Source organism: Rhodovulum sp. ES.010, assembly GCF_900142935.1.
GTDB lineage: Bacteria > Pseudomonadota > Alphaproteobacteria > Rhodobacterales > Rhodobacteraceae > Rhodovulum.
Window position 1 is genome coordinate 1175888 of record NZ_FSRS01000001.1, and the last position, 16708, is coordinate 1192595.

Here is a 16708-nt window from a genome sequence, read left to right on the forward strand (position 1 = left end):
CCGACCCTCGGTCGAGCTCTTGAGTCCCGCAGCGCGGCGCCGTCCGCCCGGTCGTGAGCATCGGGTGGCCCGCTAGAACTTGAAGGGCCATCGGCGCAGGCGCTCCTGAAGGTTCTGCCAGAGCTTCGCGAGGCCCAACGGCTCGTAGATCATGAACAGGATGATCAGCACCCCGAAGATCACCTGTTCCAGCGCTGAGGTGATGGTGGCGTCCACCGCCTTGCCGAACAGCCCGTGGAAGAAGACGTTCAGGAACACCGGCAACAGCAGGATGAACCCCGCCCCGTAGAACGACCCGATGATCGTGCCCAGCCCGCCGATCAGCACCATGAACAGGATGCGGAACGAGAGGTTGATGTCGAAGGCCGCCGGTTCCACCGATTTCAGGTAGGTGAAGGCGAAGAGCGCGCCGCCCACCCCGCAATAGAAGGACGAGATCGCGAAGGCCTGCAGCTTGGTGCGCAGGAGCGACAGCCCCATCACCTCGGCCGCCACGTCCATGTCGCGCACCGCCTGCCAGTTCCGGCCGACGCTGCCGCGCGCCACGTTCATCGCGGCCCACGTGAGGACCACTGTGATGGTCAGCACCACCAGATACATCTCGGCCGGGCTGGTGAAGGACTTGCCGAAGATCACGATGTCCTTCGCGGTGATGATCCCGGAACTGTCGTAATCCTTGAACCAGCCGAACTTGTCGATCACCCAGACGATGAAGAACTGCGAGGCCAGCGTGGCCACGGCAAGGTAGAGCCCCCGCACCCTGAGGGACGGCAGGCCGAACACGATGCCGATGGCCGCCGCGATCGCGCCCGACAGGAACACCGCCACCGGGAACGGCATCCAGTCCAGCCGGTGCATGAAGTTCCAGCAGGCGAACGCGCCCGCCGCCATGAACCCCGCCGCCCCCAGCGACAACTGCCCGGCATAGCCCATCAGGATGTTCTGGCCCGTCGCCACCAGCGACAGGCAGAGCCAGGGGATCAGGATCGCGCTGAGCCAGTAATCCGACGCGGTGAACGGGATCACCGCGAAGGCGCAAAGCAGCACGATACCGAGGAGAAGGCGGTCCTCCTTGAGCGGCAGGAGCCGCATGTCCTGCCCGTAAGTGCTGCGGTAGGTGCCGGCCTGTCGGTAATACATGCGGAATCCCTCGCTCGCGTGGCGTCAGACGCGCCGGATGATGCGTTCGCCGAACAGGCCCTCGGGCCGGACCATCAGGAAGAGGACGGCCAGCATGTAGGGCGCCCAGCCCTCGATGCCGCCGCCGAAATAGGGGCCGATATAGACCTCGCCCAGCTTCTCGGACGCGCCCACGATCAGGCCCGCGATGATCACGCCCGGCACCGAGGTGAAGCCGCCGATGATCAGCACCGGCAGCGCCTTGAGGGCCAGGCCCACAAGGGCGAACTGCACACCCGCCCGCGCCCCCCACAGCATGCCCGCGACCAGCGCGACGATCCCGGCGGCGGCCCAAACGAAGACCCAAACCTGGCTCAGCGGAATGCCGATCGACATCGCCGCGCCATGCCCGTCGGCCACCGCGCGCAGGCCCAGCCCCACCTTGGTGCGCGAGAACGCAATGGCCAGCACCACCACCATCACCGCCGCCACGAGGCCAGCCACGAGGTCGAGCGCGCTGACGAAAATGCCGGTGGCGTCCGCGATCCACATGATCGGCACGTCTGGAATGCCGAGGTCGAGGCGGCGCACCTCGACCCCCCAGACCAGTTGCGCCAGCCCCTCCAGCACGAAGGCGAGGCCGATGGTGGCCATCAGCAGTGTGTCCTCGTGCTGGTTGACCAGCGGGCGCAGCACGAAGCGTTCGGTCGCAATGCCGACGAGGATCATCAGCCCCACCGTCACCGCCAGCGCCAGGAAGAAGGGCAGCCCCAGTTCCATGAAGCCCACGAAGGACAGCACGGCGAAAAACACCATCGCGCCCTGGGCGAAATTGAACACCGAGGACGCCTTGTAGATCAGCACGAAGCCGAGCGCGACGAGCGAATACATCACCCCCGCCAGCAGCCCGCCGATCAGCACCTCGAGGAAGAACAGGATTTCCGGGTTCATGCCAGCCTCCTCAATGCGCCACGCCCAGATAGGCGTCGATCACGTCCTGGTTATTGCGGACCTCCTTGGGCGGGCCGTCGCCGATCTTCTTGCCGTAATCGAGCACCACCACCCGGTCGGAAATGTCCATCACCACGCCCATGTCGTGCTCGATCAGCACCATGGTCGTGCCGTAATGGTCGTTCACGTCGAGGATGAAGCGGCACATGTCCTGCTTTTCCTCGACGTTCATCCCCGCCATCGGCTCGTCCAGCAGCAGGATCTGCGGCTCGGCGGCCAGCGCGCGGCCCAACTCCACCCGCTTCTGCAACCCGTAGGGCAGGCGCGAGACCTGGGTCTTGCGGATCTGCTGGATTTCCAGGAACTCGATGATCTCCTCGGCCTTCTCGCGGCTTTCCAGTTCCTCGCGCCGAGCGCGTGGCAGTTGTAGCGCGACCTCGAGGAAACTGGCATGGTTGAAGAGCTTTCGCCCCGCCATGATGTTCTCCAGAACCGTCATCCGCTTGAATAGCGCGATGTTCTGGAAGGTCCGCGCGATGCCCATCCGAGCTGCTTTGCCCGGCGTCATGTTCGCGCGCCTCTCGCCGCGGAACCGGATCGTGCCCTCCTGCGGCGTGTAGAGCCCGCCGATCACGTTCAGCATGGACGACTTGCCCGCGCCGTTCGGCCCGATGATCGCCCGCACCTCGTGCTCGCATATGTCGAACGAGATGTTGGTCAGCGCCTTCACGCCGCCGAAGCGGAGCGAGATCGAGTCGAGCTCCAGGATCGGGCCGCCGATCGGAAAGGCACGCTCGACGCCGGGAATGTGGCCTTGCGTGACGACGTTCATGCGGCCCTCCTGCTGCCCGGCATCCCGACCACGGCGGCCTCGCGGATCTTCAGCGCGACGGGTCCGTGATGGCCCTCCTCAGTGGCATCGGTTTCCAGCATGACCTCGCTCTGTCCGGCATAGAGCCCCTCGATCAGCGCCGCGAAGCGCGCGGTCACCGCGTGCCGCCGCACCTTGCCCGTCGGGGTGAGGAAGCCGTTCTCAGTGCCGAGTTCCTCGGGCACCAGGACGAAGCGGCGGATTTGCAGCGCCGCCTGTGCCGGGTCGCGGGCCAGATCGGCGTTCACCTCGGCGATCCAGTCGGCGATCAGCCCGTAGACCGCGTCCTGCGAGGCCAGGTCGACATGGCCCATATAGGCGATGGCCTTGTCGTCGGCCCAACGACCCACGGCCAGCGTGTCGATATCGATCAAGGCGCAGAGGTTGTCGCGCCCGTCGCCGACCACGACCCCCTCGCGGATATGGGGCGAGACGCGGATGCGGCTTTCCAGCGGGCGCGGCGCGAAGGCCGTGCCGTCGCGCAGCCGGCCCATCGCGTCGCACCGGTCGAGCACGGTGAGCCGCCCGTCCGGCCCCAGGCTGCCTGCATCGCCGGTGCGCAGCCAGCCGTCCGCCGCAAAGGCCGCGGCCGTCGCGGCGGGGTCGTCGAGATAGCCCGCCATCAACCCGTCGGACCGCACGAGGATTTCGCCGTCCTCGGCGATCCTCACATCGACATCCTCCAGCGGCTTGCCGACCGACCCCGGCTGGGACTCGCCCGCGCGTTGCAGCGCAACGAAGAACGCCGTCTCGGTGGCCCCGTAAAGCTGGCGCAGGTCGATCCCGAGGGTCTGGAAGAAGCCCTGCATCGACGGGTCGAGCACATCGCCCGTCGAACAGGCTGACTTGAGCCGGCTCATCCCCAGGATGTCGCGCAGCGGCGCGTAGATCAGCGCACCATAGGCAGCCATGCCGAAGCGGTTGACGGCGCCCGGCACCTTGCCCTGCATCCGCTGCCGCCCGACCCGCTGGGCCAGCCCCAGCGCGCGCCGGTAGAGCAACAGGTTCAGCCCGCCCGTCTCTTCCATCCGCGTGGAGATGCGCGAGAAGATCGCGTCCAGCATCCGCGGCGTCGTCAGCAGCGAACTGGGCGCGATCTCGCGCATGTCGTCGATCAGCGTCTCCAGCGACTCGGGGCAGCATATGCAGACCCCCGCGACGACGGCGTTCATGTAGCTGAACATGGTCTGGCAGAGCCAGCCGGGGGGGAAGAAGGCGAGCGTCCGGTCGCCCGCGCCAAGCCCCTGGGCGGCGCAGGCCGCCCGCGTCCGCGCGATCAGGGCGGCATGGGTGAACACCACGCCCTTGGGTGCCCCGGACGCGCCCGAGGTGAAGAAGACGAAGGCCTCTTCGCTGCCCGCGCCCTCTGCAACCGCCCGGTCATAGGCGTCGGGGCGCGCCTCGGCCAGCCGCGCGCCCTCCTCCATCAGGTGACCGTGATCGGCCAGGCCTTCGTGCACGTAGTGCCGCATGCCGCGGTCGTCGTCATAGACGACAAGCCGCACGGCCGGGCATTCCCCGAGGATTTCCAGAACCTTGTCGACCTGCTCCTGATCCTCGGCAAAGACAGTGGTGACCTTGGCCGCGCGCAACTGCCACGCCACGTCCTCGGCGCTGGAATCAGGGTAAAGCGGCACCGCGACGCCGCCCAGCGCATGAGTCGCGGCGATCGCGGCGAACAGGCGCGGGCGGTTCTCGCCGATCACGGCGACGCGGTCGCCGCGGGCCACGCCGCGCTCGGCCAGCGCCAGCGACAGGTGCGCGGCCTCGCCCGAAAGCGCGCCGAAACTCACGCTGCCCCAGATGCCGCGGCGCTTTTCCCGGATCGCGGGCACCTCTGGGGCGCTTTCGCCCCGCTGGCGCAGGAGTTGGGCGAATGTCCCGGGCGCCGCCGGCTCACGCTGCATGGGGTGTCCCCGCGCCTACCGCGCCCGACCGAACCGGGTGCACGTCACCCCGGCCCGCGCCGCATGGCGACGTCACTCTCCCGGCCCCGCACACGCGCAAACGCGTGCGGGCCACGTTGCAGGCAGAATGTTCCACCATCCCCACCGGCTTCCTCCCTGTGCTCGCCATCCTTTCCGCTTGCAGTCGCGCCCCGGAAATGCGGGGGGCGCGCAAGCTGGGGTGGACGCCCCTTTCTGGGCGGCGCACCGGATCTCAACGTCCGGTTTAGCGCCTTTCAATGGATAGCCTACGCAATAGTCCTGTCAAGACTGGCCTTCACGCACAACTTTATTGCGCACGAAAGGACCGAGAGAGGGGGCGGTCAAGCGCCGCGCGGCGCCCGGCCGGGGCGCGGCCCGCGCCACAGACGACGCGGACCCGGCCATCGCGCCACCGTCTCAGCGCCCCTCGCCGCCGACTGCCTCGAAGCCGGAGACGACGTCGAGAAGTTCCCGTGTGATGGTTTCCTGGCGTTTGCGGCGATACAGGGCGTTCAGGTCGTCCTTGCGCTCGTCGATCTTGCGCTCGGCGCGCTGCATCGCCGCCAGCCGGGTCGCGTGTTCGCTGGCCAGCGCCTCGGCCAACGCCCGGTAGAGCACCACGAAAAGCCGCTGCCGCACGAGCCAGGACAGCAGCCGGTCGTGGTCCATGCGGAAAAAAGGCCGCCCGCGCCCCGGCCAGCCGGCGCCGAGAAGATCGCGCAGGTCGGTGTCGGGGATCGGCAGCAAGCTGCGCGCAGTCGGCACCGCGCTGGCCGTGCCCGCGCGGCGATTGTGCAAGAGTTCCACGCAACCTATGCCCCGTGCGCGGGTCCAGCGGTCGACCTCGACGATCACCGATTGCACTAGGGACGCTAGGCCCGCGACCGCCCCCGGCAGGAAGAAGACGCGGTCCGGCGGGCGGCCCGCCGCCGCGAGGCGGGCGGCGGCCCGTGCCCCGATCACCCCCAGCACGGCCGTGTCCTCTCCCAGCCGCTCGGCCGCCGCGCGCACGACGATCCCGTTATAGCGCCCGCATAGCCCGCGGTCGGACCCGATCACGATCAGCGCCGCCCGCCCCGTGCCGGCGCCGACGGTGCTGGGCAACGGCAAGCCGCGCGCCGCGCGGTCCTGCAACAGTGCGGTCAGCCCCAGTTCCACGGTGCGCTCGTAGCCCGACAGCGCCGCCTCGGCCTGTTCGTATTGCCGGATGCTGACCGCCGAGAGCGATTTCATCGTACGCACGATGGAACGGATCTCGCCCGTCGTCTCGAGCAAGTCGGAGAGGCTCTCAAGCGTCTCCATCGCCGCGCCCCTCCAGAGCCGCGCGCATGGTCGCGATCAACGCCCCGCGCGCCTCTTGCGCGAGCGGCTCGCCCGCCGCGATCGCCGCGCAGAGCGCGGGCAGCTCGGCGCGCACGGCACGGCACAGCGTTTCCTCGGCCGCCGCGACCTCCTCGGCCGCCAGCGCGTCGAGCACCCCCTCGGTCGCGGCCAGCAGCACCGCAACCTGCTCGGGCACCGGAAGATGCGCGTGTTCCTTCTGCTTCAGCATGTCCCGCACCCGCCGGCCGCGGGTCAGCTTGCGCCGCGTCTCCTCGTCCAGCTGCGTCCCGAACCGGGCGAAGCTCTCAAGCTCCTCGAACTGCGCATACATGAGCCGCAGGCTGCCGGCGACGGCGCGAAAGGCCGGCAGCTGCGCCTTGCCGCCCACCCGGCTTACCGAACTGCCCACGTCGACGGCCGGCAGTTGTCCCTTCTCGAAGAGCGCGGGCGAAAGATAGATCTGCCCGTCGGTGATGGAGATCAGGTTCGTCGGAATATAGGCTGAGATGTTCTGGGCCTGGGTCTCGACCACCGGCAAGGCGGTCAGCGAGCCTCCGCCATGCTTGTCGCGCAGATGCGTGGCGCGTTCCAGCAGCCGGGAATGGATGTAGAAGATGTCGCCGGGATAGGCCTCGCGGCCCGGCGGGCGGCGCAGCAGCAGCGAAAGCTCCCGGTAGGCGCGGGCATGCCGGGTTATATCGTCGTAAACGATCAGCACGTCGCGCCCCTTTGCCATGAAATGTTCGGCCATGCTGGTCGCGGCGTAAGGCGCGACGAATTGCAGCCCCGGCGCGTCGTCGCCCCCCGCCACCACGACGATGGTGCGCCCGAGCGCGCCCGCCTTGCGCAGGGTTTCCACCACCCGCACGACAGCCGAGGCACGCTGGCCGATGGCACAATAGACCGACAGCACGCCGGTGTCCTTCTGGTTTAGGATCGCGTCGACCGCGATGGCGGTCTTGCCGGTCTGGCGGTCACCCAGGATCAGCTCGCGCTGGCCGCGGGCGATTGGCACCGCCGCGTCCACCGCCTTGATCCCGGTCTGGAGCGGCACCTCCACCGGCGCGCGCTGCATGATCGTGGGCGCCGGCCGCTCGACCGGGCTGCGTTCGGCGGCATCGATGCGGCCCAGGTCGTCGACCGGGCGGCCGAGCGCATCGACCACGCGGCCGAGCAGCGCCTCGCCCACGGGCACGTCCACCACCCGGCCGGAGCGGCGCAGCCGGTCGCCCGGGCGCAACCGCGCGGTGTCGCCCAAGACGATGACGCCGATCCGGCCGGGGCGCAGGCTGGACGCGATCCCGACGACGCCATGGGGAAAGTGCAGCACCTCGTCGGCATGGAGATCGGTGAAGCCCGCCACCTCGGCCACGCCATTGCCGACGGACAGGATGCGCGCGGTTTCGGCCACCTCGATCTCGGGCGCGATGCGGCCCAGCGCCTCGCCGAGCGGGGCGAAGATGTCCTCGCCGAGATCGCCCAACGCGCTCATGCCGATTTCCGCGCCGCGTCCTCCGCCGGGGCGCGGGGACGGCCGCTTGCATCGAGGATCTCGCCGAACTCTGTCTCAAGGCGTTTCAGGTAACGCGCGGCGGACCATTCAACGCTGTGCTCGCCCAAGATCATGCGCACGCCGAGAACAAGGTGCGCGTCCTGCCGATACTCGATCTCCAGATCGCGCGACAGCGTCTCGTGGAGGGTGCGGGTGATGCGGCCCTTGGCCGCCGCCTCCAGCGCCGGACCGGATTCGACCCGGGCGGGTCCATCGGCGCGCCGCGCGGTCGCGACAAGGGTTTCGCGGGTTTCCGCGTCGAGGTTTCCCAGACGCTCGATGAAGCGGGTGGCCATCTGGTCGGATATGTCCGTCCCCACGAAATCCGCGATAACCCGTTCGGTGATCTCCACGACCTGCCGGCCAGCCTGGCGCTGAAGCGCGCGCAGGATGTCGTCCCGCTCCTCGTCGAGATGCTGCAGCCAGGTCTCGCGCTTTCGCGCCATCTCGTCGCGCAGATCGTCCTCCAGCCGGGCGCGCAGCGCCTCGGCCTGGGCGCGCGCCTCGTCCAGCATGTCCGCCTTGCAATCCGCCAGCGCCGCGCGCTCGTCCTTCAGGCGCGCGGCCTCCTGCTCGGCGTTGCGCCGCGCGGCCGCGGCGTCCGACAGCCGCGCGACGATCCGGTCCTCGCGGCGCCGCATCGCCCGGATGATCGGCCGGTAGAGGAACCGTTGCAGCAGCCAGACCAGGAGCAGGAAGTTGGCGATCTGCGCCGCGACGGTGAGCCAGTCGATCTGCAAGGTCTCAGCCTCCTCCGGCCTGGGTCACGAGATCGGTGAAGGGGTTGGCGAAGATCAGGATCATCGCCACGACGAAGCAATAGATCGCGGTGGACTCGATCATCGCGAGGCTGACGAACAGGGTGCGGGTGATCGTGTTGGCGGCGTCGGGCTGCTGGGCGAGCGCCTGCAAAGCCTGCGCCGCCGCCCGCCCCTCGGCGAGGGCCGGGCCGATCGAGCCGATCGCGATGGTCAGCCCGGCGGTCGCGATCGAAAACACGGCGATCCAGGTTGCGGGGTCCATGGTCACTCTCCTTGATCGTGGTCCGGGTCCCGGTGCGATCGGCTGGCCGAGGCGATGTAGACCATGGCCAGCACCGCGAAGATATAGGCCTGGATCAGCCCGGTCAGCAGGCCGAGAAGCTGCATCAGCACGGGGAAGAAGAACGGTGCCACGCTGATCAGGATGCCGACGATCACCGTGCCGCTCATCACGTTGCCGTAAAGCCGCACGGCCAGGGCGACGGTCCGCGACAGCTCGCCGATGACGTTGAAGGGCAGCATCAGGGGCGTGGGGCGGATATAGGTTTTCAGGTAGTTCCCGACGCCGCGATGGGCGATCGAGAAGAGCGGCACCGCCACCAGCACGCAGATCGCAAGCGCCGCGGTGGTAGACAGCGAGCCCGTCGGCGGCTGGTAGCCCGGCACGACCGTCAGCAGATTGGCGGTGGCGATGAACAGGAACAGCGTGCCGATGAAGGGCAGGTAGCGGTCGGGGTCACGCACGCCGACCTCGTCGATCTGGTCGTGGATCGCGGTGACGACGACCTCTAGCAGGGCCTGCCAGCGCGACACCGTCTCGTCTTCGTCCAGGCGCGCCGTGACCGCCCAGGAGCCAAGCACGAGAATCGCCATCACGCCCCAGGTGAAGACCACGGTCGCGGTCAGCTGCAGGCCGCGCCATTCGTAGAGGACCCAGGCATCGGGGCTTATCTCCATGGCGCGTCCCTCCCGGCGCTGGCCCGGCGGGTCACCGCGATCCGGACGACCACGAATCCCAGGAGTCCCGCCACCAATGCGCCCGCCCCCGCCCCGAGGACGAGCGCCAGCGCAAGCGCCCCGGCGATGACCGCCGCGCGCAGACCGCCGAGCGCGACGAAAACCGGCAGCGCGCCCCCCTCCGACAGAGCCCGCACCGACAGCCAGAGCAGCCCCAGGTGGATCGCCGCCACGGCGGCGCCCGCGACGGCGGCAGCGGCCAGCTCAATCATCGCGCCGCCCCTCCCGCTGCACCCAGTACCAGGCGTTCAGGCAGCCCAGCGCCACGCCCGCCATCAGAAGAACCAGCGTCCACGAGGTGTCGCCCGGCCAGCGCCGGTCGATCCAGACGCCGAGCGCGATCCCGGCCAGCAGCGGCACCGCCACCGCCCAGCCGACCATGCCGAACATGCCGAGCCCGTACCAAGCGCTATCCGGCGGCTGCTTTCGCGCCTGTTCCATCCGGCGCACCTTGCGCGCGATGGTTTGGGCGGCGTCGGTCTCGTCCCTGCTCATCGCCCCGCCGCCTCCAGGTCGCGGAACCGCCGGATCATGCTGGCCTCCAGCCGGGCCAGCGCCGCGCGCGCTTCGCGTTCGCTCTGGTCCTCGTTGCGGAACTCGGCCTCGACCTGCCGACGCAGGCGGGCAAGGTCGTCGCCCTCGATGGCGGCGCGGACGGCGACCCGGACATGGTCGCCGCATTTCACCAGCGTGCCGGAATTGACCGCGACGAACCGCTCCGGCCCGTCCTCCGGGGCGTAGACCAGCACGCCCGGCACAAGCTCGGTGACGAAATCGCCGTGGCCGGGCAGCATGCCGAAATGGCCATCCGGGGCCTCGGCCAGGATGCGGCGCACCGGCCGGTCAAGGCAGACGCGCGCGGGCGTGAGGATTTCAAGCCGCATCCCGCCCCTCCCCGCCGATCTCGTCCACCGAGCCGATCATGTAGAACGCGCCTTCGTCACGATCGGCGAGTTCGCCCGCCAGGATGCGCTCGCAGCTTGTCAGCGTCTCTTCCAACGGCACCAGCCGCCCCGCCTGCCCGGTCATCGCCTCAGTCGAGTAGAAGGGCTGTGTCAGGAACCGTTCCAGCTGGCGGGCCTGCCGCACCGTCGCCCGGTCCGTCTCGGACAGTTCCTCCAGCCCCAGCATGGCGATGATGTCCTTGAGGTCCTCATACTCCGACAGGGTGTTGCGCACGCCCTGCGCCACCCGGTAATGCCGGTCGCTGACCGCCCCCGGCGTCAGCAGCTTGGAGAAGGATTGCAGGGGGTCTATCGCGGGATAGAGCCCCTCGGACGCCTTCTTGCGCGACAGCACGATCGAGGCGGAGAGATGCGAAAACGTGTGGGTCGCCGCCGGATCGGTGAAGTCGTCCGCAGGCACGTAGACCGCCTGGATCGAGGTCATCGCGCCCCGGTCGGTCGAGCAGATGCGCTCCTCCAGATCGGCCAACTCGGTCCCGAGCGTCGGCTGATAGCCCACCCGGCTGGGGATGCGGCCCAGGAGCCCCGACACCTCCGATCCCGCCTGGACGAAGCGGAAGATGTTGTCGATCAGCACCAGAACGTCGCGGCACCGGTCGTCGCGGAAATACTCCGCCATGGTCAGCGCCGCGTGGCCCACCCGGAAACGCACGCCGGGGCTTTCGTTCATCTGGCCGAACACCATCACCGTGTTCTCCAGCACGCCCGCCTCGTGCATCTCGCGGTACAGCTCCTCGGCCTCGCGGCAACGCTCGCCGATGCCGCAAAACAGGCTCACGCCGTGGTATGCGGCGACCATGTTGTGGATCATCTCAGTGATCAGAACGGTCTTGCCGACGCCCGCACCGCCGAACAGACCGGCCTTGCCGCCGCGCTCGATGGGGCTGAGCAGGTCGACGGCCTTGATCCCGGTCTCGAACAGCGAACTGTCCGCCCTGCGGTGCGACAGCGGCACGGGCGCGCGCAGGATCGGCCGGCGGGGAAGCGCCTGGAGCGCCGGCCCGCCGTCGACGGGGGCCCCGAACACGTTGAACATCCGCCCCAGCAGGGCGTCCCCCACCGGCACGCAGATCGGCTGCCCGGTGTCGCAGACGGCCAGCCCCAGCCGCAGCCCCGCCCCGGGCCCAAGGACGAGCCCGCGAGCCGTGTCCGCCGCTGGCAGGGACGCCACCTCGAGGGCGATGGGCCGGTCGCCAAGGGTCAGCACACAGGACCCGAGCGCGGGCAGCCCGTCTTCCTCGAACTGCATGTCCGCGACGCCGCCTTCGATGGCGGTGATGTGACCGATCGCGGCGTCTTTCGTCATCTCGCGCCCATCCGGCGTTTGTCGCGACAGCCCGGCACGCCGGGCACGTCGCCACCCTGGAGCCCGTTCGCGCCCAGCACCGACGCCGAGACTCTAGCTCAGGTCGGCGCCTGCGCATAGGGCGAACGCCCGATCCTGCCGGGGGCGCCCGTGGGCGCGGGCGGCGGCCGCGCCTCCCGCCTTCACGGACGCCGCAGCATCTTCGAAAGGTCGGCCCAGCCCCGCGTGTTCACCACATGGTCGGCGGTGAGCCATCCGCGCCGTGCCTTATCGACGCCGTAGCGCATGTGGGCCAGGCCGCCGGTGCAATGGGCGTCGGTCGAGATCGCGATGCCGACCCCGCGCTCGGCGGCCATCCGGCAATGGATATCGCTGAGATCGAGCCGCGTCGGGTTCGCGTTGAGCTCCAGCACGCAGCCCGCGTCGTGCGCGGCGTCCATGATCCGTTCCATACTGACCGAAGCCGGTTGGCGCCGGCCGATCAGCCGGCCGGTGGGGTGGCCGATAATGCCGACTCTGGGATTGTCGATCGCCCGCAGGAACCGCGCGGTCTGGGCCTCTGCGTCGAGGTCGAGCCCCGCATGCAACGAAGCGACGACAAGGTCGAGCTTGTCGAGCTGCGCGTCGATCTCATCGATCTGCGCCTCGAGCGCGCTGGCAGAGAGCCCTCCCGCCTGGGTCTGCTTTTCGAGTGATCGGTGATCGCGAGGTAGTCGTAGCCGCGCGCCCGCGCCGCTTCGGCCATCTCGCGTAGCGTGTTCTTGCCGTCCGAGCCGGTCGTGTGCGCATGCAGATCGCCCCGCATGGCGTCGAGGGTCACGAGATCGGGAAGGTCGCCCGCCTCCGCCGCCTCGATCTCGCCGCGATTCTCACGCAAAACCGGGTCGATCCGTGGCAGGCCGATCGCCGCGTAGACCTCTTCCTCGGTCGCGCCGGCGACGCGGGTTTCACCGTCGAACAACCCGTATTCGTTGAGCTTCAGCCCGCGCGCCTGCGCCCGGCGCCCGGCGCCGTCCGGCGATGTTGTGCGCCTTGGAGCCGGTGAAATAGTGCATCGCCGCGCCCCAACTCTCTTTCGCGACGACGCGCAGGTCCACCTGCATCCCCGACCGCAGCCGCACCGTCGAGCGCGTCTTGCCGTGCGAGGCGACCTCCTCGATCTCGTCGTAGTGGACGAACCGATCTATGACCGCGCCCCCCGCATCCCCGGCAGCGAGGATATCGAGGTCGCCGACCGTCTCCTGGCAGCGGCGATAGCCGCCCGCGATCTCGGCCGTCTCGACACCGTCGATTTCGCGGATCCAGGCGATCAGCGGCTCGGCGAATTCCTCGGCCACGTCGCGCCGGGTGCGCCGTTCCTCGAGATCGCCGGCCTCCAGCGCCGCCCGGATCTTCGCCTCGGTCTTCGCGCCGAAGCCCGCGATCTCCGCGATTCGCTCCTCCTTCACGGCCCGCTCCAGGTCGTCGATGGAGGCGAGGTCCAGCGCCTCGAACAGCGCCCGCGCCCGTTTGGGGCCGATGCCGGGGATGCGGGTCGCTTGGACCACGGCCTCGGGCATGGTGTCGGACAGCTCGTCCAGCAAGGACAGGTGGCCGGTGCGCGCGATCTGGGCGATCTTTCCCGCGAGGTCCTCTCCGATATCGGGCAGGGCCGAGAGGTCCTCGCCTGCCTCCACCATGTCGGCCACGCGCCGGCTCTGGTCGCGAACGGTGGTTGCCGCGTTGCGGTAGGCCCGCACGCGAAACCGGTTGGCCCCGCGAATCTCCAGAAAGTCCGCGACGTGATCGAAGATCGCCGCGACTTCGCTGTTATGCACGGGCATCGGCGCCACCTCCCCCTATCCCACGATCCGCCGGACGGTCGCCGCGTCAAGCCGCATGGTCGCGCGCCTCGCCGAGCGTCCTGCCGGGCCGCCTCCTGACAAACGCGGGACGGCCGCCACCGTTTCGGTCGCGGCCGCTTTTCGGTCGGGCTGGATCGTCGCCGGGCGAGCGGCTCAGAAGTCCTGCCACCCCCCGCCGCCGGCGGCGGCGCTGCGCGGCTCGGCGCCACGCGGCGCGCTTCCGGCGGCCGGCTTGCCCGGCGCCGCCGTCGGGACGGCGCGCATTGCGCCGACCCCCGCGGCCCCGGCTCCGTCGCGCAGGCGGAACTGGGCGACGCGCTCCTGCAGATGCGTGGCCTCGCTCTTGAGGGTCATCGCGGCCGCGGTGGTTTCCTCGACCATCGCGGCGTTCTGCTGGGTGACCTGGTCGAGATGAGACATCCCGGTATTGATCTCACCGATACCAACCGACTGCTCTTGGGCGCCCGTCGCGATGCCGCCGACAAGATCGGCGATCGAGGCGACGCGGGACACGATATCGCCCAGCGCCTCGCCGGCGCGGTTGACCAGCGTCACGCCGGACTCGACATGGTCGGAACTCGCCGAGATCAGCTCCTTGATCTCGTGCGCCGCTTCCGACGACCGCTGCGCCAGCGCGCGCACCTCGGAGGCGACCACGGCGAAGCCGCGGCCCGCCTCGCCCGCCCGCGCCGCCTCGACGCCGGCGTTGAGCGCCAGGAGGTTGGTCTGGAACGCGATGTCGTCGATCACGCCGATGATCTGGCTGATCTCGTCGGAGGAGCGCTTGATCTCGCCCATCGCATCGACGGCGTCGGAGACGACGCGGCCCGAGGCCTCGGCATCGCCGCGGGCATCCTGGACGACCTGGTCGACCTCGCCCGCGCTATCGGCCGCGGAGCGCACCGAACTGGTCAGCTCGTCCAGCGCGGCGGCGGTTTCCTCCAGCGTCGCGGCCTGGGTCTCGGTCCGGTGCGAGAGATCGTCCGAGGCGGAACTGATCTCGTCGGCGCGGGCCGTGATCTCGATCGCGTTCTCGACCACCGAACCGACCAAGTCGTTCAGCGCGCCGAGGGTGGCGTTGAAGTCGTGGCGCAACTCCTCGTACTCGTCTGGGAAGGCCGTATCGAGGCTTGCGGTCAGATCGCCCGTGGCAAGGCCGCGCAGCGCCTCGGCCAGGCTTTCCACGACCTCGCGTTGCGCCTGGGCATGCGCGTGGCGCTCGGCCTCGATCCTCTCGTGCTCCTGCTGCATCTCCTCGCGCTCGATCAGCTTGTCGCGGAAGATCGCCAGCGCGCGCGCCTGCCGGCCAAGTTCGCCGCCGCGGAAGCGGATGTCGCTGACAAGGGACAGGTCGTATTCCCCGCGCGAGAGCTTTTCGGTGGTGCGCGTCAGGCGCGCCAGCGGCCCCAGCACCATCAGCCAGGTCAGGACAGGCGCGATCGCGACGATGCCCAGCGCGCCCATCGCGACCAGGTTCATGCGCGTCTCCGCCCGCTCGGCCTGCACCAAAAGCCCGTCGCCCGCGGTTACCGCCGAGGCCATCATCTGCTCGGAATGCATCGACGCGGCCTCCGCGATCCGGCGCAGCCAGACCAGCGCGACCTTGGAGGTCGCGAGCGCGGCACTCTCGGCGTCGAGCATCGCCGCCCGCGTCGCCACGACGCCGGTCTCGGGGTCGGCCACCGCGACGATCCGGTCGATCATCGCCACCACGTCGTCGCTGACGAAGGCACCGTCGCGCAGGGCGACAAGCTCGGCAACCGCGGCGTCGAGCCGGGCCTGCGCGGCATCCGCCGCGTCGAAATCGTCGGCCGTGGCGCCGAGATAGGTTTCGGCCATCAGCGTCTCGACGGCGATCTGGATCGCGTCGGCATCGCGAAGCTGCTGGATCTCGTTCTCCATCAGCCGCACGATCGCCTCTTCGTTGAAGCTCGCCGCATAGTCCGCGCTTTCGTGCAGGAGCGCGATCCGTTCATCGATCACCTCCGACAGCACGGTGCGGGCAGTCTCGTGCAGCGCCATGATCTCGCCCGGACGCACGCGCCCCCCGTCGAGCGTCGCGGCGAAGGTGGCTTCGGCCTCGCGCAGCATCGGCATGTGGTCGGTCATGGCATCGCCCGCCTCAAGCCGGTCGAGTTCGTCGCGCAGGGTCTCCAGCGCCCCGGCCGCGAGCGTGTCCAGCGAAACCGCCAGCAAGGCGTCCGAGGTCGCGCCGCGTGCGAGCGTGAGACCGGTCAGCAGGTTGAGACCGCCCCGCACCCGCAGGATCAGCGAGACGGAGGCGACGTCCTCGTCGACCAGCCAGTCCAGGCTTTGCGACAGCACCTCGACGGTCTGGTCGACGGCGAGCCCCATGTCATAGACCGCGTCGTCCGAAAGCTGTGCGAGCGCGGCATTGGCCTCGGCGGCCAGCGCGGTGTATTCGGCAATCGCGTCCTGCAGCGCCGCGCCCTTTTGGAAGCTGGCCTCCATCGCGCCGGCCATGTCGGCGAAGGATTGTTCGAGATCGGCCAGAAGCGCATTGATGTCGGCGGACTGATCGGCCGGCAGCGCGGCCATCGCATCCACGAGGTAGGATTTCTGGACCTCGAAGGCGTCGCTGGCGTAGCGCACGCCCGCCGCATCCTCGGCCACCAGCATGTCGAACATCGCGTCCTTCATGTCGCCGGTGTAGGCCATCACCGTCTGGCTGTTGCGAATGCCCGGGATCTCTTCCCTCAGCAGGGCGTTGAGCGGCGGCGAGAGGGATTGGAACAGGCCGAGCCCGATCAGGACGGCACAAGCGATCATGCCGGCCATCGACGCGAGACTGAGCGCGATCTTCAGCGCAATACTGCCAAACAGGAAATTGACGACGTGACGCATGGTGCCCTCCGGATTGGGCGTCGCGGAATGGGAAACCGGCAGGCATTCTGGCCGCCCGGTTCGGTGTGTTCCGGGCGCGTGTCCGGGGCCGTCTTGGCCCCCTGGCAACACACCCGTTCGGTTCATCCCGGCCGATGGGCCGGGCTTCACGATGCGGAAGGCGGAACTCCGAGACCGGCGAAGGTTGCTCGTCCGCACCGCGTGTA

Annotated in this window: 17 protein-coding genes; all 17 read right to left on the reverse strand. The window is 69.3% G+C overall.

Annotation, left to right across the window (positions count from 1 at the left end):
* Positions 1-72: 72 nt before the first annotated feature.
* The 17 genes from BUR28_RS05905 to BUR28_RS05975 all read right to left on the reverse strand — a co-directional run bounded on the left by BUR28_RS05905 (position 73) and on the right by BUR28_RS05975 (position 16502).
* Positions 73-1140, reverse strand: a complete 1068-nt coding sequence (locus BUR28_RS05905; RefSeq protein WP_074219277.1) for a branched-chain amino acid ABC transporter permease — start codon at positions 1138-1140, stop codon at positions 73-75.
* Positions 1141-1164: 24 nt separating this feature from the next.
* Positions 1165-2070 carry a branched-chain amino acid ABC transporter permease gene (locus tag BUR28_RS05910; protein ID WP_074219278.1) on the reverse strand — a complete coding sequence of 302 codons (906 nt, stop codon included), beginning with the start codon at positions 2068-2070 and terminating at the stop codon, positions 1165-1167.
* Between the two features lie 10 nt (positions 2071-2080).
* A complete protein-coding gene (locus BUR28_RS05915) occupies positions 2081-2902 on the reverse strand; it encodes an ABC transporter ATP-binding protein (RefSeq protein ID WP_083626475.1) in 822 nt (273 codons plus the stop codon).
* Positions 2899-4848, reverse strand: coding sequence for an AMP-dependent synthetase/ligase (locus tag BUR28_RS05920; RefSeq protein WP_074219279.1), 1950 nt, complete (start codon positions 4846-4848; stop codon positions 2899-2901). Before BUR28_RS05920 ends, BUR28_RS05915 begins: the two co-directional genes overlap by 4 nt.
* Positions 4849-5286: 438 nt before the next feature.
* The gene (locus tag BUR28_RS05925) at positions 5287-6171 is read right to left on the reverse strand and encodes a F0F1 ATP synthase subunit gamma (protein WP_074219280.1); all 885 of its coding nucleotides are present in this window, start codon (positions 6169-6171) and stop codon (positions 5287-5289) included.
* Positions 6158-7684 carry an alternate F1F0 ATPase, F1 subunit alpha gene (locus tag BUR28_RS05930; protein WP_074219281.1) on the reverse strand — a complete coding sequence of 509 codons (1527 nt, stop codon included), beginning with the start codon at positions 7682-7684 and terminating at the stop codon, positions 6158-6160. The genes BUR28_RS05925 and BUR28_RS05930 overlap by 14 nt, the downstream gene beginning before the upstream one ends.
* Positions 7681-8484 (reverse strand): F0F1 ATP synthase subunit B family protein, encoded by an 804-nt coding sequence (locus tag BUR28_RS05935; RefSeq protein ID WP_074219282.1) that lies wholly within the window; start codon positions 8482-8484, stop codon positions 7681-7683. Before BUR28_RS05935 ends, BUR28_RS05930 begins: the two co-directional genes overlap by 4 nt.
* A gap of 4 nt (positions 8485-8488) precedes the next feature.
* Positions 8489-8767: a F0F1 ATP synthase subunit C gene (locus BUR28_RS05940; protein ID WP_074219283.1), complete on the reverse strand. Its 279-nt coding sequence runs from the start codon at positions 8765-8767 to the stop codon at positions 8489-8491.
* Between the two features lie 2 nt (positions 8768-8769).
* Positions 8770-9462 (reverse strand): F0F1 ATP synthase subunit A, encoded by a 693-nt coding sequence (locus tag BUR28_RS05945; protein WP_074219284.1) that lies wholly within the window; start codon positions 9460-9462, stop codon positions 8770-8772.
* A complete protein-coding gene (locus BUR28_RS05950; RefSeq protein ID WP_074219285.1) occupies positions 9453-9734 on the reverse strand; it encodes an N-ATPase subunit AtpR in 282 nt (93 codons plus the stop codon). Before BUR28_RS05950 ends, BUR28_RS05945 begins: the two co-directional genes overlap by 10 nt.
* Positions 9727-10017, reverse strand: coding sequence for an AtpZ/AtpI family protein (locus tag BUR28_RS05955; RefSeq protein WP_074219286.1), 291 nt, complete (start codon positions 10015-10017; stop codon positions 9727-9729). The genes BUR28_RS05950 and BUR28_RS05955 overlap by 8 nt, the downstream gene beginning before the upstream one ends.
* Positions 10014-10406, reverse strand: a complete 393-nt coding sequence (locus tag BUR28_RS05960; protein WP_074219287.1) for a F0F1 ATP synthase subunit epsilon — start codon at positions 10404-10406, stop codon at positions 10014-10016. The genes BUR28_RS05955 and BUR28_RS05960 overlap by 4 nt, the downstream gene beginning before the upstream one ends.
* Positions 10396-11793 carry a F0F1 ATP synthase subunit beta gene (gene atpD / locus BUR28_RS05965; RefSeq protein WP_074219288.1) on the reverse strand — a complete coding sequence of 466 codons (1398 nt, stop codon included), beginning with the start codon at positions 11791-11793 and terminating at the stop codon, positions 10396-10398. Before atpD ends, BUR28_RS05960 begins: the two co-directional genes overlap by 11 nt.
* 182 nt (positions 11794-11975) lie before the next feature.
* A complete protein-coding gene (locus tag BUR28_RS20350; RefSeq protein WP_217693508.1) occupies positions 11976-12233 on the reverse strand; it encodes a PHP domain-containing protein in 258 nt (85 codons plus the stop codon).
* A 41-nt stretch (positions 12234-12274) separates the two neighbouring features.
* Positions 12275-12754, reverse strand: coding sequence for a PHP domain-containing protein (locus tag BUR28_RS20355; protein ID WP_217693509.1), 480 nt, complete (start codon positions 12752-12754; stop codon positions 12275-12277).
* Entirely contained in the window at positions 12741-13616 is an 876-nt protein-coding gene (locus BUR28_RS20360) for a type-X family DNA polymerase (protein WP_217693510.1), read from the reverse strand. Before BUR28_RS20360 ends, BUR28_RS20355 begins: the two co-directional genes overlap by 14 nt.
* A 174-nt stretch (positions 13617-13790) precedes the next feature.
* Complete coding sequence (locus BUR28_RS05975; protein ID WP_074219289.1) at positions 13791-16502, reverse strand: methyl-accepting chemotaxis protein; 2712 nt, start codon at positions 16500-16502, stop codon at positions 13791-13793.
* Between the last annotated feature and the right edge of the window lie 206 nt (positions 16503-16708).

Coding starts and splice junctions, on each gene's coding strand:
- BUR28_RS05905 (WP_074219277.1), bottom strand. CDS start 1,140: ATGTATTACCGACAGGCCGGCACCTACCGCAGCACTTACGGGCAGGAC.
- BUR28_RS05910 (WP_074219278.1), bottom strand. CDS start 2,070: ATGAACCCGGAAATCCTGTTCTTCCTCGAGGTGCTGATCGGCGGGCTG.
- BUR28_RS05915 (WP_083626475.1), bottom strand. CDS start 2,902: ATGAACGTCGTCACGCAAGGCCACATTCCCGGCGTCGAGCGTGCCTTT.
- BUR28_RS05920 (WP_074219279.1), bottom strand. CDS start 4,848: ATGCAGCGTGAGCCGGCGGCGCCCGGGACATTCGCCCAACTCCTGCGC.
- BUR28_RS05925 (WP_074219280.1), bottom strand. CDS start 6,171: ATGGAGACGCTTGAGAGCCTCTCCGACTTGCTCGAGACGACGGGCGAG.
- BUR28_RS05930 (WP_074219281.1), bottom strand. CDS start 7,684: ATGAGCGCGTTGGGCGATCTCGGCGAGGACATCTTCGCCCCGCTCGGC.
- BUR28_RS05940 (WP_074219283.1), bottom strand. CDS start 8,767: ATGGACCCCGCAACCTGGATCGCCGTGTTTTCGATCGCGACCGCCGGG.
- BUR28_RS05945 (WP_074219284.1), bottom strand. CDS start 9,462: ATGGAGATAAGCCCCGATGCCTGGGTCCTCTACGAATGGCGCGGCCTG.
- BUR28_RS05950 (WP_074219285.1), bottom strand. CDS start 9,734: ATGATTGAGCTGGCCGCTGCCGCCGTCGCGGGCGCCGCCGTGGCGGCG.
- BUR28_RS05955 (WP_074219286.1), bottom strand. CDS start 10,017: ATGAGCAGGGACGAGACCGACGCCGCCCAAACCATCGCGCGCAAGGTG.
- BUR28_RS05960 (WP_074219287.1), bottom strand. CDS start 10,406: ATGCGGCTTGAAATCCTCACGCCCGCGCGCGTCTGCCTTGACCGGCCG.
- atpD (WP_074219288.1), bottom strand. CDS start 11,793: ATGACGAAAGACGCCGCGATCGGTCACATCACCGCCATCGAAGGCGGC.
- BUR28_RS20350 (WP_217693508.1), bottom strand. CDS start 12,233: ATGGACGCCGCGCACGACGCGGGCTGCGTGCTGGAGCTCAACGCGAAC.
- BUR28_RS20360 (WP_217693510.1), bottom strand. CDS start 13,616: ATGCCCGTGCATAACAGCGAAGTCGCGGCGATCTTCGATCACGTCGCG.
- BUR28_RS05975 (WP_074219289.1), bottom strand. CDS start 16,502: ATGCGTCACGTCGTCAATTTCCTGTTTGGCAGTATTGCGCTGAAGATC.